We start from the raw sequence: 21,044 nt of genomic DNA, 5'->3' as shown, positions 1-21,044 counted from the left end.
ATGGTTATTTTTTCATGTTACGCGCCGCCATATTTGAAATAGATTTACCTAAATCATCCATATCGTTGTTAAATTCTACTTTAAACAATTCCCATTTTTCTGAAGTTCCTTGTTGATCATAGTCTTGAAGTTTAGCTTTCAGTTCTTCATTTTTCTCTTCTAATTTGGCTAACTGTTCTGTATACATTGCCTTGTTAGAATCTTTTGAAGCATTGATAGTCGCTTTCATATCATCAATTTGTCGTTGATTTTCATCAAGTTTCAATTCGATACTAGATTTGAAAGTATTATAATCGCTAACAGAATCTAATTTAGATTGTTGCAAAGCAGCTTCTGCATCTACAACATCTTCTTGTGCGTTTTCTAGTTCGCCTTCTTTAGCTTTTGGAGAATTATTACAACTTACTAAAAGCAAGCCCATAAAACTCATTAAAACCACTAATTTTAATATATGTTTTTTCATTTTTTGAGATTTTAAAATTTTGCAATGGCCTTTATACTAACCAACTCTAAAGGCCAAAGCAAAAATATTATTTAGTAACGTGATCCGAATTCATTTGCAAAAGAGCATTGGCTTTTTCTTTCAAACTTGAAGAAACACTTTCGAATTTTCCTTCCACCATACCTTCTAATTCGGCTGCTTTGTCTTTCAACATTTTAGCATCTTTAGAAACCATTTTTTTGAAATCTTTGGCTTCACGACTCATTTTTTTCTTGAAATCTTTAGCCATATCTTCTGCTCCACCAGCAATCATACTTCTTGTTCTTGTTCCTTTATGTGGAGCAAATAAAACTCCAAGAGTTACTCCAACTAATGCTCCAACTACTAAAGAACCAACTATTTTTCCTGTGTTATTTGAATTGTCCATTTTTATTTTATTTAAAATTTATATCCTATTGTTGCTTGATACCACATGTTTTTGTAACGTGGCGTTGTAGAATTTCCATCACCATCATTATTCTTAACATCCCATCCTCCTCTTAATCCGATAACTAAATGGTCAATATTAAAATCGACACCACCAGTTAAACCAAAAATGTTTTTACGTAAATTACTGTTATCAAATTCATCTTGTTGTGATGTAGATAAAGAACCACCAGTAAAATCATCAGTTTGTTTCATTAAGAAAGAAAATTGAGGACCGAACAATAAAGAAACATATTCAACTGGTTTAATAGAAATTAAAATTGGCACATCAATAAAATCTGTTGTTCTTGTCATTTCATAATTGGTTCCTAAAAAAGTACCTGTAGATTTGAATCCTTTTTGAGAATACAAAACCTCTGGTTGAATGCCAAATATTTTTCCTAAAGGAACTACTACAAATGCTCCTGCTGCTAATCCGAATTTTCCATCTGCTACAAAATCTTCTCCCTCTGAATCATATACATTGGAGTAGTTAGTACCTGCTTTTACACCTAAAGTCAATTTGGCGCGATTGTCAGTTGTAGTAGTTGTTTGTGCTTTCAAACTTGTCGTTGCAAAAGCAACAAATGCGATCATTATGATTGCGTTTTTCATTTTTTTTTATTTAAGTTATATGCGTATTATTCATTATATTATAAAACCTTTCTGCCGCTAATTATTCTAAGTAGAATAGCTACAATTGCTATTACTAATAAAATATGTATTAGACTTCCTGTATTGTAAACAAAAAATCCTAAAGCCCAAGAAATAATTAAAATCACCGCTATTAGATATAGTAAATTGTTCATGATGTTTGTTTGTTTTTAGTTACTATTTAACTCCATTATTATACTTCAAAGGTACTATGGTGATAAAGCTTTTGTGTTACATTATCAACTATTCATTTTACACATTTACCACATTAATTATGTTTATATTTTGTTGGAATAATAAGTAACGGAATTGAAGTTTGATTCAAGACAGTTTCTGTAGTACTTCCAATAAGGACTTGCTCTAACCATTTTTGACTGTGTGAACCCATAACAATCAAATCTACTTTTAAATGCTTTGCAGTTTTAAGAATTACTTCTGCAAACTCACCATTTTCAACTAAGGTTTTAATTTTTGAATCACCTAGATGTTTTTTGATTTTATCTAAATAATAACTTGCTGCATCACTCATACCATCAGCATTCATATATTGATAGAAAGTGGCACTATCAAAATCGCCAATTCCTGTAAAAGGAGAGGTCAAAAAAGAGGTATAATACACTTCATTTTCAACTACGTGTAGCAAAGTAACCTCAGCATGCATGGCTTTTGCAAACGAAAAACCAATTTCTGCTATTTTTGTTGCTGTTGGATTATAATCCAATGCCAATAATACTTTTTTCATTGTGTCCATTTTTATCTTTTTATAAGTGAGAACGTAAAATCCAAGCCATTTTTTCATGCTCTTCCATCAATCCTGTTATAAAATCGGTTGATCCAGCATCGTGAAATTCTTTATCAAATTTGGAAATATTCTCTCTCAAGTTTATAATCACACTTTCATGATCTACCAGTAACTCTTTTATAAAACCTTTACTATCGTTTTTCTCACTAGCAACTTCTGTAAGCTGTGTTAAACTCAAAAAGTCAGCTAAACTTGCTGGTGTATAAAAACCTAATTTGCGAATACGCTCAGCAACTTCATCAATAAATCCTTCTAATTGTCTGTATTGTAATTCGAGAAAGGTGTGTTTTTCAAAGAAATCTGGACCTTCTAAATTCCAATGCGCTTTTCTTGTTTTAGTATAAAGTACAAACTCGTCGGCTAAAATTTTTGACAATTCATCAACAACCGATTGACCATTTTTTTCTGTAATTCCGATATGTGCTTTCATTTTTATATTTGTTAAAAATTAAAATTTATAATTAAGAAGTTTGAAATACCTCATCATACAATTGCACTTCAACTTTTGAATTTTGAATTTCTTCAAAAACCAATCGAGCCAATAAGTAACTTACTGTTGATTCTGCTCCTTGATTTAAATTCACATGATGCTCTTCCAATCCATCATAACATCCACCTGTAGAAGGATTATAAACTATTTGATGCAAATGATTTTTTCCCAAAAACCAATTAAATGCGGTTTCAATTTTTTCTAAATATCTTGCTTCATTAAATGAATTATAAAAAGTATTTAATGCCAATATAGTATAGGTAACATCAATTGGTTGCTCGCCAAAATCATTAGCTCTTTTATCTCTATGATGCCAACCTTGGTTGGATATTACCTTAATTTGATTATCTCTAAAAATGATTGATAATAAAAAGTCAAAAGAAGTCTTAGCAATTTTTCTATACAGTAAACTACCCGAACTCATAGAAGCATATAACATCGCTTCGGGTAAAAGACTATTGGCATAGGTTAAATAATTCTCAAACCATTTCCAATTTTTATCAGAAACACCTCTGAATTTAGAAACTAAATTATCTGCTAGCTGAGTAATTATAACTTTAATAATTTCATTATCATTACCTAAATTATAAAAATAAAGACCTTTTATAGTAAAGGCAATGGCTCTAGGAGAATGAAAAGTAGCAATATTTCTCAAAGATTTCCCTAAGGTCGTGATAGCAATATTAATCAACTTTTCACTAAATAAGCTCTTATAAGAACTAAACTCTCCCAAAGCCCATATAGCTCTTCCATTAGAATCTTCAAGATTTTCATTTTGGTTTTTCAGGAAGAAATTTCCTTCTCTATCGACATAATTTAAAAAACTTCCATCTTCTTGCTGACAAAAAACAATGAAATCAAGATAGGTTGTAATTAACTCTAAATCATCAACATCACCAGTCAGTTCATAATGTTTTGATACAGAAATTAAAGCACGAGCATTGTCGTCTAAAGTATAACCTGAATCTAAATCGGGTACTGATATTTGTGAAAACTGAATCATTCCATCGTTTGTAGTCAATCTTTTTATATGATCTAATGATATTTTAGGTAATTCATATTTCAATTCCACTTTATGTTTTGCTAAACTACTTTTTGTTAATTCAATATGAGCAATAGCAGCATTTTGCCATGAAGTTGAACTTATGGTATGCAACGCATTAAGTCGCATTTCTTTCAACAATTTAGGATCAAAAAGCAATTTAATGGTTGCTTCTGCTAATTGCTTTGAATTTTGAAAATCAAAGTTAATTCCGGAACCATCTAATAATTCTTTAGCATGCGGAATTGGTGTTGAAATGACTGGACAACCGCAAGCCAAAGCGTAAGCTAAAGTTCCGCTCACAGCTTGATTGGGATCTTTTGAAGTGAAAAGATAAATCTTTGTTCGTTGCAAATAATCCATTAATTCTTGGAGTGATAAATATCGGTTTATGAAACGAACATTATTTTGCAATCCCAATTCAAATACTTTTTCGTAAAGCGAATTTCTATATTTTTCACCGTCACGTTTAAGAACTTCTGGATGTGTTTTTCCAATTACTAAATAGATAACATTAGGAAATCTTTCAATGATTTTTGGTAAAGCTTCAATTGCAGTTTCTATACTTTTTCCTTCACTCAATAAACCAAAGGTGGAAAGCACAATTCTGTCGGCTAAGTGAATTTTTGTCTTATTTTCAGAAACTTCACCTGAGTTGACCAAATGGGTTCCGTGAGCAATTACAGTAATTTTTTGACTTGCAATTCCATAATCGCTTTTCAATAATGCCGCAGAAATTTTAGTCATTACAATAACCGAGTCAGAACAATCAATAATCTTGCGAACTATTTTTTTAAGTTTTGAATTTGGATTAGGTAAAACCGTATGAAAGGTAGTTGTTATTGGTCTTTTTAAATTTGCCATTAACTTAAGTAAATAGTTTCCATTTTCACCTCCAAACAAGCCAAATTCATGTTGCAAGAAAATCATTGCTATATTTTTATCCGCATTGATGCGATTAGCTAATTGAATAAATTGTTCTTGGTCATCCGTTTGAATACTATATTTTACCTCATCATTATAGTTAATATCAGATTCTGTTGCATTTAATGCACAAACTTTTAAAGAAAAACTATGTCCAAATTTTTCTTGAATAGCATTTCTTAAATCTTGCGTGTAAGTTGCTATACCACATTCTCTTGGTGGATAGGTGGTGATGAATAGAATTTCGGGTAATTCTTTCTTGTCGAAAGGAATTAAGTTTATATTTTCAACTTTTGGAATTTTAAATAAGTTAATGCCACTTAAATTATTTAATGATTCTTTATAAACAATCAAACTATTGTTATATATAGGAAAAATGTTAGTTTTCATAAATTAATTTTATTTAGTAATAATTCTTTTAATAATCCTTTCAAACTAACCGATGCACAAGCAATGCACTTGTCTGCAGCACCATAATAAATGTATAATTCATCGTCAAATAGTGCTGTACCTGTTGGAAAAACAACATTGTTTACAACGCCGTTCAATTCATAATCAAATTCAGGAATAAACAATGGGTCTACCAATCTGGCAATAACTTTTGTTGGGTCATTGATATCCAATAAGGCTGCAGCTGCTGAATAAATATAGCCTTCGGAAGTATCATAAACTCCGTGATAAATTAGAAGCCAACCTAGTTCGGTTTCAATTGGTGGCGCACCTGCTCCTATATATCCTGACTCATGATTGACACCAACTGGATCGAGGATAATATGTGTATTGAAATGTAAAAAATAGTGATCCCAAAAATCTTTAGTTAATTCTTTCAAATCATTCACCTTAACTAATTGAATTCCTGGTCGTATACGGTGCAAAAAAGCCAATTTACCATCAATACGTCTTGGAAAAAAAGTAACATCTTTGTCCCATAAATAAATTTGTTCGTTGGGATCAAAATGTCGAACGTGTCTAAAATATTTGGCATTCACCAAGTTATTACATTCTGCCAATCGTTTGAATTCATCAAAAGTGTATTTTGGCACTATAATTCCTTGTCTTTCAAACGTTTTTAAATCGGTTGAAGTTACTAAGGCTCCAAGCGCATTTATTCCGTTGTAAGCCGTGTAAGTGATATAATAAACACCATCAATTTTTACAATTCTAGGATCTTCAACACCTTTTGATGCATCCTCTGTCAGTGGAATCAGTAATGGCGTGTTATTTCGCTCAACAACTTTTAATGGTCCATCCAATTTGCAATAACCAACTGTTGAATAATTGCCCTTTCTAACCGCTCTATACAACATGTGTATTGTAGTTCCTTCTTGCATAATAGCAGGATTTAGAACACTGTCATTTTCAAATGCTAAGTCTGTTTTTTTTAAAACAATTCCGTGTTTTTTTACTTCAATCATGACTTTTTTTTTATATAAAAAAAGTGCAACATTATAAACGCTACACCTTTTTATTGGCTCTTACATGTATTCGTAGTATCTCGTAAACTCTACGTTGCCCATATAATCAAGCCTAATTATGTTGTTACAGGTTGTACTTTTCTAATGATGTTAATTACTTCTTCCCTTTTTTTGTGAAGACGCAATTCCATTCTTTTAATCAAATCATCTTCTTTACCTCTTTCAAAATTTTAAATCGGAATCTGTAAGCTGTGGAAACTTCTCTTTCAAATCGTCTGCTTGTTGACTCCAATCTCCTGAAATTTTTAGTGCTTCGGTACTTTTGTTGTTTTTTGCTTCCATGATTGTTATAGATTAAATTGTTTCTTTTTGATATATCAAAGGTGCGATACTTATTCTATAAAAGTGTTATAAGGTTACAACCATAAATTACATAATTCACACATTAACAGAAATATAAGAACAAAAAAAAGCACCACTATTGTAGTGATGCCTTTTTCATTTAATTTGTTTAATTTCTACATTTTACTCATGTACCAATGTAACTGCTTATCAATTTTTTGAGTATGTAACACTTTAACAATAATTTGTTTCAATCTCAAAAAAGCAGTTTCGCTTTTCACCACATAATCTGTTGCTTTGTGATGAATACATTTAATGGCTACATCAATCTTATCTTGTGATGAAAGCATAATGACCGGAACTTGTTGATTTTCCAGCTTGATTTTATCCAAAACCTCCAATCCATTCATGGCTCCTTTATTGATTCCGTCTAGATGATAATCAAGAATTATGATATCTGGATTTAGATTTAAATTATCAAGGCAAAGTTCACCTGTTGAAAATGTAAATATTTCAAAGTCGGCGCTCTCGAGGAATTCTATTTGTAGTGACTTTAAAAAAAGTGCATCATCATCTACAAGGAACAGTTTTATTTTTTTTTCGTCTAGCATTATTTTGAATTTTTTATGGTAATTAGCTCTTCTTCCAATTCTTTACAAGCTTGTAAACAGATAGTTTCTAGTTGAGTAACCATTTTTAAAACCGTGACTTCATCTAGTTGTTGATTGGCAAATTCTTGTACTTTTTTAGCTATAATTTCAAAATCTTGATGAATTCCTACAATAGAAAAAGAAGGAATTAGTTTATGAACAGTGGCATAAAGCATGCTCCAATCTTTATCAATATAGCTTTGTTTCATGGTTGAAACTAATGGTGGTGTTTGATTTAAATACAATAAAATCATTTCAGACATTAAAGCCGGATTGGATTTTGTTCGCTGCATTAAGTAATTCAAATCGGTGCAACGTGCTTGATTGATTCTTTGAACTACTTTTTCATTGGTTTCTTTATTTTTTTTGTCTAATATTTTTATTATTTTGCTGTATAACAATCTTTCATTGACTGGTTTAGCAATATAATCATTCATTCCAACTGCGTTACATTTTGATAAATCGGCAGTAGTTACATCAGCCGTTAAAGCAATAATTGGAATGTTTGATTTCAAAGTATTTCTAATGTATTTTGTGGCTTCAAATCCGTTCATTACCGGCATTTGCAAATCCATTAGAATAATATCGTAATGCGATTTTGACATCTTATCAATAGCTATTTGACCATTAGAAGCGATATCGCATCCAAAACCAAAATCATCTAAAAGCGTTCGCATTAGTAGTTGATTTAAAGCAATATCTTCGACCACTAAAACATTAATATTTTGAACTTCATCAGTAACTTCTTCAATTTCAACTAATAAATCTGCATCCAAATTTGTTTTTTGAAAAGAAAGTTGAAAACTAAAAACAGAACCTACATTAAAAATACTTTGCACTTTTATGGTTCCGTTTTGTCCTTCAACTAATTGTTTTACTATAGCTAATCCTAATCCAGTTCCTCCATACAATCTTGACGTTCCGCTTGAAGCTTGTTGAAAATTTTCAAAAATGGTACTAAGTTTTGAATCGAGAATACCAATTCCTGTATCGGAAACTGCAAACTCAATAATTACGTTATCATTGTTTTCTTCTACCAATTTTACGCTAACAACAACTTTTCCTTCAGATGTAAATTTAACGGCATTACTTACCAAGTTGAGAATTATTTGATGCAATCTAACAGGATCGCCAAGTAAAACCTCTGGAATATTTTTGTCATATTCTTTTATTAATAAAATATTCTTTTCTTGGCATTTGATATCAAATAAATGAATCATCGCCGATAAAGAAACCTCCAATTTAAAAGGCACTTTTTCAAAAGTCATTTTACCCGAATCGACTTTTGCTAAATCTAAAATATCATTAATAAGAACAATTAATGCGTCACCACTAATTTTAATAGCTTGCAAATATTCTCTTTGTTTGGCTGATAAATCTGTTTTTAAAACCACTTTTGTAAATCCAATTATGGCATTCATTGGAGTTCTAATTTCATGACTCATATTAGATAAAAACTGTTGTTTAGCTTTAACAGAATCTACGGCAACACGTGTAGCATTTTCTGCTTTTATTAGAGCTTCTTCTGCAATTCCTGTTGCATTCTCTGCTAATGCTTTGGCTTCAATTAGTTCTTTTTCTGCTTTTTTTTGCTCAGTAATATCTCTTGCAACCACAACTGCTCCAATAACATTGCCGTCGGCATCTTTATAAACAGAACCATTAAATAAAACGCTTGTTAGTTTTCCATCAATTAAAACTAAAGGATAATCTACCACAAAACCTTTTGCAAAAACTTCTTCATAACCTTTCTTGGCTAATTCTGGCTCGGTAAAATAATTGATAAAATCGGAACCTATTAAATCTTCTTTAGATACATCAGTAACTCTAACTGAAGCTTGATTGGTGTCGGTAATTTTTCCTTCTAAACTGATTGTAAATAATGGATCACGACTTGCTTCAATTAAGCTTAACGAATATTGTGATGCCAATTTTAAAGAATAATTATAAGCTTCTAATTCTTTGCTCTCAACTACTCTTTTTTCTTTTTCTTGGTTTTGAAAATTAAGTTCTTTTCCGGCTATAACTAATTCGTTAGCACGATTTCGTTTTTCATGAGTTTGAAATTCAAGTTCTTTGTTAGCAATTAGTAATTCATCCGCGCGATTTTGTTTTTCTTTATTTTGAAAAACTAATTCTTTGTTGGCAATAGTTAATTCACTTGCTCTATTTTCTTTTTCTTGATTTTGAAACACTAATTCTTTATTTGCTATAGTTAGTTCGTTAGCTCGTTTTTCTTTCTCTTCATTTTGAAAAGCTAGTTCTTTGTTAGCAATGACTAATTCGGCTGCTCGTTTTTCTTTTTCTTTATTTTGAAATGCAAGTTCTTTATTGGCGTTTTTTAAATCTAAAGCCCATTTTTGTTCGGCAATATCTCTAGCAACAATAACAACACCGAGCACTTTTTGGTTTTCATCTTTATAAATCGAACCATTAAATAAAACATCGGTAAGTTTTCCCTTTTTGTGGCGAAGTGTCAATGGCGAATCGGCTACCGAACCATTAGCGAAAACTTCTTGATAAACTTCTCTTGCTTTTTGAGGTTCTGTAAAATAATCGAAGAAATCAGAATCTGTTAGTTCCTCACGTGATAATCCTGTAATGTTTATTGTAGCTTGATTCATATCCATAATTTTACCATCAATATTTATGGTCACTAATGGATCTAAACTTGCTTCTATTAAACTACGAGCATATTGATTTTCTTGATTTTTCATACTTTAAATTTCTTCAATAGGACATCTTCGTTTGTCTTTAAGTAATTTGAAATGTGATGGTGATAATCCTGTAACTTTTTTAAACTGATTAGATAAATGTGCAACACTACTATAATTCAATATATACGATATTTCTGTAAGATTTAATTCATCATACAAAATCAATTCTTTAGCACGTTCTATTTTATGATTGATAATAAACTGTTGAATGGTAATTCCTTTTACTTCAGAAAAAATATTTGATAAGTAAGTATAATCATGGCTGAGTTTTTCACTAATGTAATCTGAATAATTTACTTTAGGAACTTCGTCAGTGTAATGAACCATTTCAATAATTACGTTTTTAATTCTTTCTATTAAAACCGCTTTTTTATCATCCATCAATTCTAAACCATAGACTGATAATCCTTTGTTAAGTTCTGATAATTTTTCAGCATTTAACTCTTCCATAATTTCTACTTCACCCAAATCTACCAACACAAAATGAAGTCCCATTTTCCTCAACTCTTCCTTAACCACCATTTTGCATCGAGTGCTAACCATGTATTTGATATAGAGCTTCATATAGTTCTTATTTGCATTGTATTAGTTAAATTATGTAAAAGACAAGTCTAATACAAATTTTTATTCTTCATAACCGCTTTTGATAACGGTAGAAATCATTTTAAACTGTTCATTAGCATTAAATTGATGCTTTGAATGTGCAGGAATTATAATCCCTTCGCCTAATTTTAGTTTGTATTTTTTACCACTAATGATAATTTCAGCAACGCCATCAATTATTTGAATATAGGTATCGAATGCTGAACTCTTTTCGTCCAATTCTTCTCCTGCATCAAAGGAAGTAACGGTTACATTACCCGTGGTTTTTTTTATTATTGTTCTGCTTACCACAGCGTTTAACATGTATTCGATAATTTCAACAATGATATGAATCTTGGATTTATCTAATTCACCATTGTCATTGACTTTTTTCATTTTTTTTGTTTTTTTATATTATATTTATTAATCAAACAATTGTTAAAAAAACATATACTACAAAGTTGTAATAACTTATTAAATTGTAGTTTACATTTAGGCTTGTATAACTTACATAAATCACACTTTTACCCGTGCATATCTAGTAAGTATTAAAGTAATTGAGAAGAAAATCAGTTATTATTTAAGCTGATTCTATGAGGTTATAAGCAGGAGTTATACTCAATAAAAGTATTTCATTATAAAGATAGTCTAAATAAAAGGATATGTTCCATTTATAATTTTAATTGGTAAAGAATTTAACATAAAAAAAAGCGACTCTTACGAATCGCTATTACTTTATTTTTTCTCAATGTCCTTTTCCTTTCGGCTCTTATAGGCTTTTAGATATTCGCCTTTGGGCTTTCCATCATCAAAAGAACTGAACATAACCGGAAAAGCTGCTTTGCTTCTAGCCTCTTCATTAGAAAAACCTTCGTATTCAATTCTGTAAAGTGCCGAATACATTTGCGCACGACCAATTCCGTGATAGCAATGAATCAAAACTGGATAATTATCTTGATTGTCCATGATCTTAAAAAAAGAATCCAAATTCTCTTGTTTTGGAACTTGATCAGAACCATTATTGAAGTAATTTACTCCAGGAATTTTCTCTACTGCTTGTTTCTCTGCTATCAATTCTGCTGGAACTTCAGGGTTATTTACATCATCGCCAGTTCCAGGAAAACGTAAATCAACTATCGACTTAATTTTATATTTCTTCACATAATCTGCAATTTCATCTGGCGGAATAACACCACTTTTATAGACTTTACCTTCCGTAATAGTCATGAAATTATGGTTGATATGTCTATCATAAACATACTTTCCTGTAATACCCAAAACCACTACAATCAAAGCAATTAGTATCTTCTTTTTTGTACTCATTTTATTTATCTTTTGATGTCAGTTTTTTATCAATAATGCGTTCCATATAATCTTGTAAGAACGCTTTGCAACGTTTTTCTAACAAATTCATTTCGGCATTGCGCTGACCTATTAAATTGTTTTTTAAATCTTTATCTTCCTTTTTGTAGAAACCAACTGCTTTCTCACCATCAAAGGTACAAATATAATTACCACTCATCATCTGATAATGATCAGAAGAATAACGCATTACAAATGGTGGCACTTTTTTCTCGCTTATCAAGCTTCTGCCCCAACTTCTAAAGGGTTTATCATAACCCATCATATCAAGCAATGTAGGATAAATGTCAATCTGTTGTGCCCAATCTTTATTTACGCCAACATATTTCTTATTCGGACTAAAAAACAAAATCGGAACCGTATGAAAGTTTTGATCTTTCAAATAGTCATCATAATAAATCAAATTATCATGATCGGCAACCAATACAAAAATAGTATTTTGATACCATTTCTCTTTTTTAGCAGCATCAAAAAATTGCTTTAAAGCATAATCAGTATATCCAATACATTGATGAATAGGATTATCGCCTTTCGGAAATTTACCTTGGTATTTATCAGGAACAATATAAGGCTCGTGAGACGAAACCGAAAACAAAGTCGCCATAAACGGTTGCTCTTTCTTCGAAATCGTTTTATTGAAATACTGCATAAAGGGTTCGTCCCAAATACCCCAAACACCATCAAAATCGGCATCGTTGTTGTATTCGTTTTTACCATAATAATGATCATAGCCCAATATGTTTCCGAAACCTAAAAAACCCATCGAACCATTGGGCGCTCCATGAAAAAACGAAGTATCATATCCTTCACTTTTCAAAACAGAAACTAACGATTCAATCTTTTGCTTCGGATAAGGCGAAGACGTAAATGCATCTTTAAAGGAAGGAATTCCGGCAATTACAGACGACATTCCGTGAATTGACTTATAACCATTGGCATAACCATTAGTGTAAATCATACTATGCTGTGCCAAGGAATCTACAAAAGGAGAATATCCTTTATAGTTGCGAATATTCATGTCTTTGTTGAAAGCGCTAATGTATTCTTTAGCATAACTTTCCAAAATCAAAATCACCACATTGGGTTTCGTTTTCGGATTGTTTTTATAGTATTTTATAGGAACAAGTAACGAATCGATTGTCGTTTTGTCTACTAAATTTACTTTCTTAAACGTATTGGTATTCCAAGTTCTGATAATTGCGAAAGGTGTGTTTAAAACAAAATCAGCTTGAGAAGCATCAGTAACAAACCTACTGGCATCAAGCAGATTAATTGGTCGTGTACTTTTTCTAAAATCACCTCTTATTCCACCAATACAAAGTGTGGCAATCAATAAAAAACTAAAAATTGAAGCCAAGAAATACTTGAAATTAGGTTTAGATTCGTGGTGTTTTACTTTCACTTTTTTGTACAAATAAATCCACAAGAAAGCCATTAAGAAAAATAATAAGAAAACGTGCCAATAACCAACCAAGAAATTCAAGAACAACGAACCTTTATTACTCTCATTTTGAAGCGTATCTAAAGATGCTCTTGTGCTTCTATTAAAGGTATATTTGTAATAAATAAAGTCAATAAAATTGGCCGTATAAAAAATCAGATTGACCGTAAAATAGAGGTAAAATAAAAACTTCTGAAATCCTTTTCTTGTATTGATTAATAAGGGCAAAATCGATAAAATTATAAACAGCGAATTAGCATAGAGAATCGTAGTAGTATCGAATGCTAAACCATGATAACACAATTTTATAAAGGCAACAAAAGAATCTATTTTAATTAAATTTTGATTGTAAAAATAGAACAAAATTCGGGCCATCATATAAAACAAATAGGCCAAACCTATTCTGTAAAACAGCACTTTATATTCGTTAAGTCTTGGAAATTTATTCATCTATCAATACTACAATTTTGTGCAAAACTACTAAATTGAAAAAGGATATTTAAAAATAAATTGTTAATCTGTAATTTATTAATTAATTTGCATCAAAATTAACTCCAATGATTCCAATTACGCGTCTGTTTGACTTCCCATATTATCAATTAGAAAAGAACAATGTTCCAGATTGTCTTGTCACTAAATACAATGGTGTTTGGGTAAAAACATCTACGCAGGAATATATAGATAAATCGAATGCTATTTCACGTGCTTTATTGCGCATGGGAATTCAGAAAAACGATAAAATAGCCATCATTTCTTCTGCCAACAGAACCGAATGGAACATTATGGATATTGGAACGCTTCAAACTGGAGCACAAACCGTTCCTATATATCCAACCATCGCTGCCGAAGATTATGAATACATTTTAAACCATTCAGAAGCAACTTATTGTTTTGTTTCTGACGATGTGGTATTACAAAAATTATTATCCATTAAAAAAAATGTGCCACTTCTAAAAGAAGTCTATTCCTTTGACGAAATTCAAGACTGTAAAAATTGGAAAGAAGTGCTTACATTAGGTGAAGATACTTCCAATCAAGATGTGGTGGAAGACCGAAAAAACAATGTCAAACCAGAAGAATTAGCAACAATAATTTACACTTCTGGAACTACCGGTAAACCTAAAGGCGTAATGCTTTCTCACAACAATATTGTTTCCAATGTTTTAGACAGTTCGCCACGAATTCCTTTTGATGAAGGAACCAGTCGAGCATTGAGCTTCTTGCCTATTTGTCACATTTTTGAACGTGTAATTTTATATATTTATCAATACTATTCGGTTGCGATTTATTTTGCAGAATCTATTGAAAAACTTTCCGATAATATTAAAGAAGTAAAACCAACTGTTTTCTCGGTTGTACCAAGACTGCTTGAAAAAGTGTATGATAAAATCTACGCTAAAGGTGCCGAATTGACCGGCATCAAAAAGAAATTGTTCTTTTGGGCTATCGATTTAGGTTTGAAATACGAACCTTATGGAGCCAACGGATTTTGGTATGAAACCCAACTTAAAATCGCAAGAAAACTTATTTTTAGTAAATGGCAAGAAGGATTGGGTGGCAATCTAACCGTAATGGTTTCTGGAAGTGCAGCCTTACAACCACGATTGACTAGAGTTTTTGCAGCAGCTGGAATGCCAGTTATGGAAGGTTACGGATTGACCGAAACTTCTCCAGTAATCTCTGTAAACGACATGAGAAATGGCGGATTTAAAGTAGGATGCGTAGGTAAAGTCATTAATAATGTAGAAGTAAAAATTGCTGAAGATGGCGAAATCCTTTGCAAAGGACCAAACGTAATGATGGGTTACTACAAAGACCAACAACTAACCGATGAAGTGATAATAAACGGCTATTTTCATACTGGAGATATTGGTGAAATTGACGCACAAGGTTTCTTGAAAATTACCGACAGAAAGAAAGAAATGTTCAAGACTTCTGGTGGAAAATACATTGCACCACAATTGATTGAAAACGCTATGAAGCAATCGTTGTTTATAGAGCAAATCATGGTGATTGGCGATGGCGAAAAAATGCCAGCAGCTTTCATACAACCAAGTTTTGATTTTCTTAGAGAATGGGCAAAACGCCACCACGAAGACATTGGTGACCTAAACGAAGAAATGGCTTCCAACCCAAAAGTAATAGCAAGAATTCAAGAAGAAGTAAATGAAATCAATAAAAAATTTGGAAATTGGGAAATGATTAAACGTTTCGAATTAACACCCAACATTTGGAGTATCGATGGTGGAGAACTTACACCAACTCTAAAACTAAAACGTAAGGTAGTAAGAGAAAAATACAAAGACCTTTACGACAAAATTTATAGAACGGAATAAATTGATAAACACCTTTTACGAGGTGTTTTTTTATTTAATTGTATCTTTGATGGATTGAATGATTTGTTTTATAGCATAAATTGTATGAAACCTTTGATAAAACATATGAAAATTAGACGTCTTTTTCAACTCTTTTTAATGATGACTTTCCTATCATGTGGCAAAGAATCATCTGAGGCAGATGAATCATTTGAACTTTGGTCTAATCATAAAGTTCCAAGCGACTTCAAAATTTATAATGGTCAATACTGGAAATCATCGCATTGGAGTTATGAATACATTACTTTTTTGCATTTCAAAGCTCCAACTAATTGGATTGATGATTTTATAAAACTAAATGATTTGCAAATAGCAACTGGAAATTATAGTATGCCATACGATGCACCAAAATGGTTCGCACCTAAAGTTGGTCAAAAAGTTTATATAGAGAAAGGAATTACTCAAGGTTCAATGTATTTTGTTGATGAAAAAACAGGCGAAGTTTTCTTCTATGAAATACAATTGTAAATATTTAATCATAAATAGCTACTATAAATCAATAAAGAATAACAATACGTTGATAACTATTGAGATTCCTACGGAATGACAAAAAAGACTAGTTTTGTCATTCCGACAACGGAGGAATCACACATGCTAATCACACTCGCTAATCACACAAAACAATCAAAGTTAAGCCTTCATTACTTTGAGTGCTTTTGAAAACAAAATCCTTAATTATAAACAATTCCTATACTTAAATGGTTAATAATTAAACCAATACCACATTAAACAATTCTTAATTTTTAGTATTTTTATTCTATTAACCAATAAAACTATTTAATTATGAATGTAAAAAACTTTATTATCGGAGGAATCGTTGGCGGAATAGTCGACTTCCTTTTGGGTTGGCTGCTTTGGGGCATTTTATTTGCAAGCGTTTTTCCTCCTAAAGACGAAAGCCAAATGAACATGCCTTTCATCTTTTTAGGTTGCATGACTTTTGGATTTTTTATTTCTTATATTTTTTCCAAATGGGCTTCGATTTCAACAGCTATTTCTGGTGCCAAAGCTGGAGCTGTAATTGCGCTGTTTTTAAGCTTATTCAACAACTTTTTTCACAATAGCAATACATTAACTCCTGATTACCAAACAATGGCTATTGATATAGTTTTAACTGTTTTTTGTGGTGCTATTGTTGGTGCAGTAATTGGTATTGTAAACGGAAAAATGAAATAAAATTTGATAAAAAATAGAGAACCACGAGTAGTATCTCGTGGTTTTTTTTGATATATTTTCCTATGGCAAAACTTCTCTTACAAAAGTTATATATTTGTTTTTCACATTGTGTAATAAGCTATGAATAAAAAATATCTTCTTCTTTTTCTTAGTATTCTTTTGGCCGCTTGTAATAATCAAGCGCAACAACAAGATCCATTTCCAGTTCATGATACTTTTACTATTGATTCTAAACAAGTTGGAGAAAAAAGAACTATAAACGTTTGGACTACTGAAAACAATAAAAATATAACTTTTCAATATTCTAATTAAACAAAAGAAGAACACCAGACCATCTATCGTGCAACTAAAGAAAAAGCACTAATTTGGACATTGAGTCCATAAGAAATTTAGAAATAAATAAATAAATAAATAAATAAATAGATTGATTAGCAGCAACTAGTCTTCATATAAAAACCAAATAGTAAATTATGGTTTTAGAGTCCAAGAATAGTGACAACAATATTATTTGGATTTGAATTATAGAATTAAGAATAAAAAACATCATACGAATGAAAAACCTACTATTATTTTTACTCCTTTTCTCGGCATCAAAAACATACAGTCAAAACGTTTCCAAAAATATGGAGAACGTAAAATATGTTTATAAAACAGATAAACCCTTTTTGCTTTATGATGCAAGTAAAAAAAACTTAGACTATCTAAAAGCATTCAAAGCCGAAAATGAAAACAAATCTTTGCTAATTTTTTATATGCTATCTAAAGATTCCATCAAGATTGTTAGTGGCGGAAAATTTCTAAAAGAAGATCGTTTCTCTGTCAATAGTACAAGTGTGAGATCTATCCAACCAATATCCAATCAGAAGAGTTTAGAACTAATTTTCTTCAAATCAACTGGTGAAGAAAAAATCACCATTACAGCAGATGATTTAAAAAAGTATAAATTTATCTATGTCAGTTCAACAGAATATCCTTTACAAATAGAATTTACAAATACATGGAGGATGTTTATGTAAAATCCCAAATGTTAAAAAATAACTCATAACTCTAAACGCATAACCAAAACCCCATCCATAAAAACTCCTTTATCCGAACGAAGTACAATGCTTTTGCTATCACCTTCAAAAGTTACTTTAGCATTCTTTAATTCAAATGTTTTCCTAACCAGATTTCCTGTGTTTTTATGAGCATGAAAAAATCGTGGTAAATTAGGTGGTGCTTGATTGGGTGCTTGGGTACTAAACAACGTCTGCCCAAAGTAAAAATGCATCGAATAAAAAACACTATCCATTGTTAAGGAATCCTTGCTTTTGATGTAAAAATAACGACCTTTAAAATCATTATCCTTATAGAGGTTTGTATATTCTTTTACAATTTCAAAATCGGAGAAAACTATTAAATCATAATCGGTTTTGTTTTCTATAGTAACAGTTTCTTTTGATTTTGCTGCCACATAACTTGAACTCACAAAATCAAAACCTGTTTTTAAAGTATCGGAATAATTGCCCATAAGCAACACATCATTTTGAGTAGGTCGAACAAAACTTTCATAGAAACCTTTTGGTTCTGAATCACTCTTTCTTCCAGGATTGTCTTTCTTTAAAAACATAATTCCAAAAGCTATAACAAGTAGCACAATTCCTAGAAGCCCTGACATGAATTTAAAATCGCCCATTACTCTATTCCGAATCTTTAATTCGTAGGCATCGGTTGGTACATAGAACAAATAATGCAAACCTTTAAACATGGTTTCAAAGAAGAACACTATTCCTGGCTTGTCAATATGACTAGCTATCTCCAGCATTTCTTGATACATCAACTGTTTTACCTTAGCTTCTTTCTTAACCAAAATCTCTGCAGGAACAAGCGCAATTAATTCCGATACTTTTTTAAATTCGTCATCGTGTTTTAACTTTCCTTTGCGAGTCATTTCACCAATGTAGCCATCCAGTTTGAACTCTAATCGATGCGTCAATAAATCGGTAACTTCCTCAGGAAGAATTTCTATGTATTTTAGCAATACTTTCAAAGCAAGAAAATCTTGTTGCTCCAATCGTGTGATGACAAATTGATTCAACTCGTTCGATAAATTAGCCGAAATTTCTTGTTTTAAAGCACTATAATTGTAGCCATCAAAATTGGGAACGCCATAGTCTTTCAAGAAATTAAACCGTTCAAAAAGCAACGAATAAAATTCTTCATTGGTTGGCAAAAACTGAAGTAAAGCGCTGTTATTTTTGAGTGCTTCCAAAAAACGCTCTACGTCATTAGTATTGAATTTTGAGCTATCAATACGAACTTCAGTCTTCAATAACTTTTCATATTTGACAATCGTTTCCGAATCCAAATGCGAAAATGACTGAGGATGTAACTTCTTTAGATATTGATAACAATGAATAAAACTCATACTTTGTAGAATAAATCGCTTACCACAATGATACGAAAATAATCACTAATTGAAAAAATGAAACACTCTTCATCTCAGAAAAATTTGGTCGATGTGAAGTGATTTGAATGCTTTTAACAAGCTTTGAGATAGAATAAACACTTTTGAATGGTTGCTACCCATTTTATAGTTTTTTTTGTTCTTAGTGGTTCGTAGATCGTACCAAAGCGTTTCGCAAAAAAGAAGCCTTTATCGAACAAGCGCCAAACAAAGCCAAAACAAAATTCAAAAAAGTAAAAGAATAGTATAACAGTGACGTTTTACCCTTATTAAAATTAGGTAGAAGTACGGGGTTTCTATAACGGAAAATTTATTACATTAGCAGAATAAAACTAGAACGAGTAGCGCTAATCATACCTAATTTGGGTGTATTAGGATGATAACGTCAGGCTTATACACTAGTTGTGAGTCATTGTGAAAAAACCAATAAATAGACAAAATATGAACTTAAGAACCAAAAAGACTATTGCTAAAGAAATATTGTATTTTTTTATCGGAATTATCATAATATTAATATTTTGGGCGTTTATTGAAATTCAAAATAGTTATTATAAAAATGAGGTAATTAGCTATAACCAAGAAATTGTTCGGTTACACACTTTAAGGAAACCTTTGTTAAATGCTGATAAATTAAAAAAGTTAAATGAAAATGCTAAAAAAATGTTTGAATCTGGCAGTTCCAAAGAAGATATTTTAGCTATGAAAGATGCTTTTATAAAGAGATTTGGTATAAAATATAATTTAAATGAAAAAATAAAATTAGAAAAACTAAAAAAAGAGGAAAAAGTAATAACTAATGAATTAAATAAAACTTCTTTAAAAATTTTAGAAGGATACGAAATAACCGATAAAGTAGGGATTTTATCAATTATATTTTTTGTATTATTATATCCAATCAGGTTTGTTTTTATTTTGGTTAGATGGGCTATAAAAACAATAAAAATTAAGGACTAATTAAATGATTGAATATATTAATGATAACGAAGGTAGTTGGGGGACTTTAAAAATAATTTTGGGTATTATTTCTGGAATTTTTATCTCAACTATTGGATTTTTATTTACTCATCGTTTTAATTGGAGAAATTATTTAACTCAAGAATTTAAAGTTTTCTTAAAAATCGATGCAAAACAATTATCAGGAGAGGGTTTAGTAGAAAAAATTGTTTTCAATTTCGAAATAAATTGTACTAATAGTGACGAAATGTCTATTAATTATATTTATTTCAAAATACCTGAAAACATTAAAGGTAATGTTCCATCAAATCCAACACTTGGTGAAGGTATTTATGGAAAAACTGGCAGGTTCTATGTTCAAAATGAAAAAATGAATTTTAAACATAATTTTTGCGGAAAATATATTTTAAAAGATAAAATCATCTTAAATGAAATAAAAAATAAAAATGTTAATTATGTAAGTTTCATAATTAACACAAATAAATATGGTGATATCGAATCAAACGAATTGAAAATTTCCACATAATCAAAGAACAACGAACTCACAACAGCCGTTTGGCAAGATTGCGAATTTAGTGGTAAATTCACGTTTGCGTTCTGCAAGAAATTTTATCTTATTGGAAAATAAACGGTTACGAAATTCGCAACCTCGCCAAGCGGCGGAACGTCAGGCTGTGAAAAAACTCTTTTTTCATTTTAAAATCAAAACACACAACTTATATTACTTCGATTTAAGCTAAGTTAATTTTTGATTTATTTTGGTTT

22 protein-coding genes are annotated in these 21,044 nt (G+C 30.9%); 7 read left to right on the top strand and 15 right to left on the bottom strand.

From position 1 onward, the window contains the following. Positions 1-4: 4 nt before the first annotated feature. The 14 genes from ABD771_RS13885 to ABD771_RS13820 all read right to left on the bottom strand — a co-directional run bounded on the left by ABD771_RS13885 (position 5) and on the right by ABD771_RS13820 (position 13,778). Positions 5-463 (bottom strand): sll1863 family stress response protein, encoded by a 459-nt coding sequence (locus tag ABD771_RS13885; protein ID WP_345095632.1) that lies wholly within the window; start codon positions 461-463, stop codon positions 5-7. A 67-nt stretch (positions 464-530) separates the two neighbouring features. Next, on the bottom strand, positions 531-869 hold the full coding sequence (locus ABD771_RS13880) for a YtxH domain-containing protein (RefSeq protein WP_344816727.1): 339 nt from the start codon (positions 867-869) through the stop codon (positions 531-533). An 11-nt stretch (positions 870-880) separates the two neighbouring features. After that, a complete protein-coding gene (locus tag ABD771_RS13875) occupies positions 881-1,522 on the bottom strand; it encodes a porin family protein (RefSeq protein WP_345095631.1) in 642 nt (213 codons plus the stop codon). Between the two features lie 38 nt (positions 1,523-1,560). Continuing rightward, positions 1,561-1,716: a lmo0937 family membrane protein gene (locus ABD771_RS13870; protein ID WP_345095630.1), complete on the bottom strand. Its 156-nt coding sequence runs from the start codon at positions 1,714-1,716 to the stop codon at positions 1,561-1,563. Positions 1,717-1,829: 113 nt separating this feature from the next. Beyond that, positions 1,830-2,303, bottom strand: coding sequence for a universal stress protein (locus ABD771_RS13865; protein ID WP_345095629.1), 474 nt, complete (start codon positions 2,301-2,303; stop codon positions 1,830-1,832). Between the two features lie 19 nt (positions 2,304-2,322). Next, complete coding sequence (locus ABD771_RS13860; RefSeq protein ID WP_345095628.1) at positions 2,323-2,793, bottom strand: Dps family protein; 471 nt, start codon at positions 2,791-2,793, stop codon at positions 2,323-2,325. Between the two features lie 31 nt (positions 2,794-2,824). Further along, the gene (locus ABD771_RS13855; protein WP_345095626.1) at positions 2,825-5,209 is read right to left on the bottom strand and encodes a glycosyltransferase; all 2,385 of its coding nucleotides are present in this window, start codon (positions 5,207-5,209) and stop codon (positions 2,825-2,827) included. Next, on the bottom strand, positions 5,206-6,234 hold the full coding sequence (locus ABD771_RS13850; RefSeq protein WP_345095622.1) for a glycoside hydrolase family 130 protein: 1,029 nt from the start codon (positions 6,232-6,234) through the stop codon (positions 5,206-5,208). The genes ABD771_RS13855 and ABD771_RS13850 overlap by 4 nt, the downstream gene beginning before the upstream one ends. A gap of 518 nt (positions 6,235-6,752) precedes the next feature. Beyond that, complete coding sequence (locus ABD771_RS13845; RefSeq protein WP_344816735.1) at positions 6,753-7,187, bottom strand: response regulator; 435 nt, start codon at positions 7,185-7,187, stop codon at positions 6,753-6,755. Beyond that, on the bottom strand, positions 7,187-9,943 hold the full coding sequence (locus ABD771_RS13840; RefSeq protein WP_345095619.1) for a PAS domain-containing hybrid sensor histidine kinase/response regulator: 2,757 nt from the start codon (positions 9,941-9,943) through the stop codon (positions 7,187-7,189). Before ABD771_RS13840 ends, ABD771_RS13845 begins: the two co-directional genes overlap by 1 nt. A gap of 3 nt (positions 9,944-9,946) precedes the next feature. Next, complete coding sequence (locus tag ABD771_RS13835) at positions 9,947-10,507, bottom strand: helix-turn-helix domain-containing protein (protein ID WP_345095616.1); 561 nt, start codon at positions 10,505-10,507, stop codon at positions 9,947-9,949. A gap of 60 nt (positions 10,508-10,567) precedes the next feature. Further along, the gene (locus tag ABD771_RS13830) at positions 10,568-10,921 is read right to left on the bottom strand and encodes a cupin domain-containing protein (protein WP_345095614.1); all 354 of its coding nucleotides are present in this window, start codon (positions 10,919-10,921) and stop codon (positions 10,568-10,570) included. A 339-nt stretch (positions 10,922-11,260) separates the two neighbouring features. After that, positions 11,261-11,848 (bottom strand): dual specificity protein phosphatase family protein, encoded by a 588-nt coding sequence (locus ABD771_RS13825; RefSeq protein ID WP_345095612.1) that lies wholly within the window; start codon positions 11,846-11,848, stop codon positions 11,261-11,263. A 1-nt stretch (position 11,849) separates the two neighbouring features. Next, entirely contained in the window at positions 11,850-13,778 is a 1,929-nt protein-coding gene (locus tag ABD771_RS13820; RefSeq protein ID WP_345095610.1) for an LTA synthase family protein, read from the bottom strand. 107 nt (positions 13,779-13,885) lie between these two features. Between ABD771_RS13820 and ABD771_RS13815 the strand changes: the two genes are divergently transcribed. From ABD771_RS13815 to ABD771_RS13795, 5 genes are all read left to right on the top strand, one after another. Next, on the top strand, positions 13,886-15,664 hold the full coding sequence (locus tag ABD771_RS13815) for an AMP-dependent synthetase/ligase (protein ID WP_345095608.1): 1,779 nt from the start codon (positions 13,886-13,888) through the stop codon (positions 15,662-15,664). A 138-nt stretch (positions 15,665-15,802) separates the two neighbouring features. Next, complete coding sequence (locus ABD771_RS13810; RefSeq protein WP_345095606.1) at positions 15,803-16,171, top strand: hypothetical protein; 369 nt, start codon at positions 15,803-15,805, stop codon at positions 16,169-16,171. A 315-nt stretch (positions 16,172-16,486) separates the two neighbouring features. Further along, entirely contained in the window at positions 16,487-16,879 is a 393-nt protein-coding gene (locus ABD771_RS13805) for a hypothetical protein (protein ID WP_345095604.1), read from the top strand. A 120-nt stretch (positions 16,880-16,999) separates the two neighbouring features. Then, entirely contained in the window at positions 17,000-17,191 is a 192-nt protein-coding gene (locus tag ABD771_RS13800; protein ID WP_345095602.1) for a hypothetical protein, read from the top strand. A 239-nt stretch (positions 17,192-17,430) separates the two neighbouring features. After that, a complete protein-coding gene (locus tag ABD771_RS13795; RefSeq protein WP_345095600.1) occupies positions 17,431-17,895 on the top strand; it encodes a hypothetical protein in 465 nt (154 codons plus the stop codon). Between the two features lie 23 nt (positions 17,896-17,918). On the opposite strand, the gene ABD771_RS13790 is transcribed toward ABD771_RS13795, so the two are convergent. Beyond that, a complete protein-coding gene (locus ABD771_RS13790) occupies positions 17,919-19,286 on the bottom strand; it encodes a hypothetical protein (RefSeq protein WP_345095598.1) in 1,368 nt (455 codons plus the stop codon). A gap of 480 nt (positions 19,287-19,766) precedes the next feature. Here ABD771_RS13790 and ABD771_RS13785 point away from each other — a divergent pair, with 480 nt between their 5' ends. Together ABD771_RS13785 and ABD771_RS13780 are read left to right on the top strand one after the other, a co-directional pair. Next, positions 19,767-20,279 carry a hypothetical protein gene (locus ABD771_RS13785; protein WP_345095596.1) on the top strand — a complete coding sequence of 171 codons (513 nt, stop codon included), beginning with the start codon at positions 19,767-19,769 and terminating at the stop codon, positions 20,277-20,279. A 4-nt stretch (positions 20,280-20,283) separates the two neighbouring features. After that, on the top strand, positions 20,284-20,805 hold the full coding sequence (locus tag ABD771_RS13780) for a hypothetical protein (RefSeq protein WP_345095594.1): 522 nt from the start codon (positions 20,284-20,286) through the stop codon (positions 20,803-20,805). Positions 20,806-21,044: the final 239 nt, after the last annotated feature.

Source organism: Flavobacterium chungnamense (assembly GCF_039539165.1).
In the GTDB taxonomy this organism is placed as follows: domain Bacteria; phylum Bacteroidota; class Bacteroidia; order Flavobacteriales; family Flavobacteriaceae; genus Flavobacterium; species Flavobacterium chungnamense.
The sequence above is the reverse complement of the archived record's forward strand: the minus strand, read 5'-3'. Positions and strand labels throughout refer to the sequence as shown.

Excerpts from the sequence above, each read along its gene's own strand:
- ABD771_RS13885 (WP_345095632.1), bottom strand. The coding sequence starts at position 463 with ATGAAAAAACATATATTAAAATTAGTGGTTTTAATGAGTTTTATGGGC.
- ABD771_RS13880 (WP_344816727.1), bottom strand. The coding sequence starts at position 869 with ATGGACAATTCAAATAACACAGGAAAAATAGTTGGTTCTTTAGTAGTT.
- ABD771_RS13875 (WP_345095631.1), bottom strand. The coding sequence starts at position 1,522 with ATGAAAAACGCAATCATAATGATCGCATTTGTTGCTTTTGCAACGACA.
- ABD771_RS13870 (WP_345095630.1), bottom strand. The coding sequence starts at position 1,716 with ATGAACAATTTACTATATCTAATAGCGGTGATTTTAATTATTTCTTGG.
- ABD771_RS13865 (WP_345095629.1), bottom strand. The coding sequence starts at position 2,303 with ATGAAAAAAGTATTATTGGCATTGGATTATAATCCAACAGCAACAAAA.
- ABD771_RS13860 (WP_345095628.1), bottom strand. The coding sequence starts at position 2,793 with ATGAAAGCACATATCGGAATTACAGAAAAAAATGGTCAATCGGTTGTT.
- ABD771_RS13855 (WP_345095626.1), bottom strand. The coding sequence starts at position 5,209 with ATGAAAACTAACATTTTTCCTATATATAACAATAGTTTGATTGTTTAT.
- ABD771_RS13850 (WP_345095622.1), bottom strand. The coding sequence starts at position 6,234 with ATGATTGAAGTAAAAAAACACGGAATTGTTTTAAAAAAAACAGACTTA.
- ABD771_RS13845 (WP_344816735.1), bottom strand. The coding sequence starts at position 7,187 with ATGCTAGACGAAAAAAAAATAAAACTGTTCCTTGTAGATGATGATGCA.
- ABD771_RS13840 (WP_345095619.1), bottom strand. The coding sequence starts at position 9,943 with ATGAAAAATCAAGAAAATCAATATGCTCGTAGTTTAATAGAAGCAAGT.
- ABD771_RS13835 (WP_345095616.1), bottom strand. The coding sequence starts at position 10,507 with ATGAAGCTCTATATCAAATACATGGTTAGCACTCGATGCAAAATGGTG.
- ABD771_RS13830 (WP_345095614.1), bottom strand. The coding sequence starts at position 10,921 with ATGAAAAAAGTCAATGACAATGGTGAATTAGATAAATCCAAGATTCAT.
- ABD771_RS13825 (WP_345095612.1), bottom strand. The coding sequence starts at position 11,848 with ATGAGTACAAAAAAGAAGATACTAATTGCTTTGATTGTAGTGGTTTTG.
- ABD771_RS13820 (WP_345095610.1), bottom strand. The coding sequence starts at position 13,778 with ATGAATAAATTTCCAAGACTTAACGAATATAAAGTGCTGTTTTACAGA.
- ABD771_RS13815 (WP_345095608.1), top strand. The coding sequence starts at position 13,886 with ATGATTCCAATTACGCGTCTGTTTGACTTCCCATATTATCAATTAGAA.
- ABD771_RS13810 (WP_345095606.1), top strand. The coding sequence starts at position 15,803 with ATGATGACTTTCCTATCATGTGGCAAAGAATCATCTGAGGCAGATGAA.
- ABD771_RS13805 (WP_345095604.1), top strand. The coding sequence starts at position 16,487 with ATGAATGTAAAAAACTTTATTATCGGAGGAATCGTTGGCGGAATAGTC.
- ABD771_RS13800 (WP_345095602.1), top strand. The coding sequence starts at position 17,000 with ATGAATAAAAAATATCTTCTTCTTTTTCTTAGTATTCTTTTGGCCGCT.
- ABD771_RS13795 (WP_345095600.1), top strand. The coding sequence starts at position 17,431 with ATGAAAAACCTACTATTATTTTTACTCCTTTTCTCGGCATCAAAAACA.
- ABD771_RS13790 (WP_345095598.1), bottom strand. The coding sequence starts at position 19,286 with ATGAGTTTTATTCATTGTTATCAATATCTAAAGAAGTTACATCCTCAG.
- ABD771_RS13785 (WP_345095596.1), top strand. The coding sequence starts at position 19,767 with ATGAACTTAAGAACCAAAAAGACTATTGCTAAAGAAATATTGTATTTT.
- ABD771_RS13780 (WP_345095594.1), top strand. The coding sequence starts at position 20,284 with ATGATTGAATATATTAATGATAACGAAGGTAGTTGGGGGACTTTAAAA.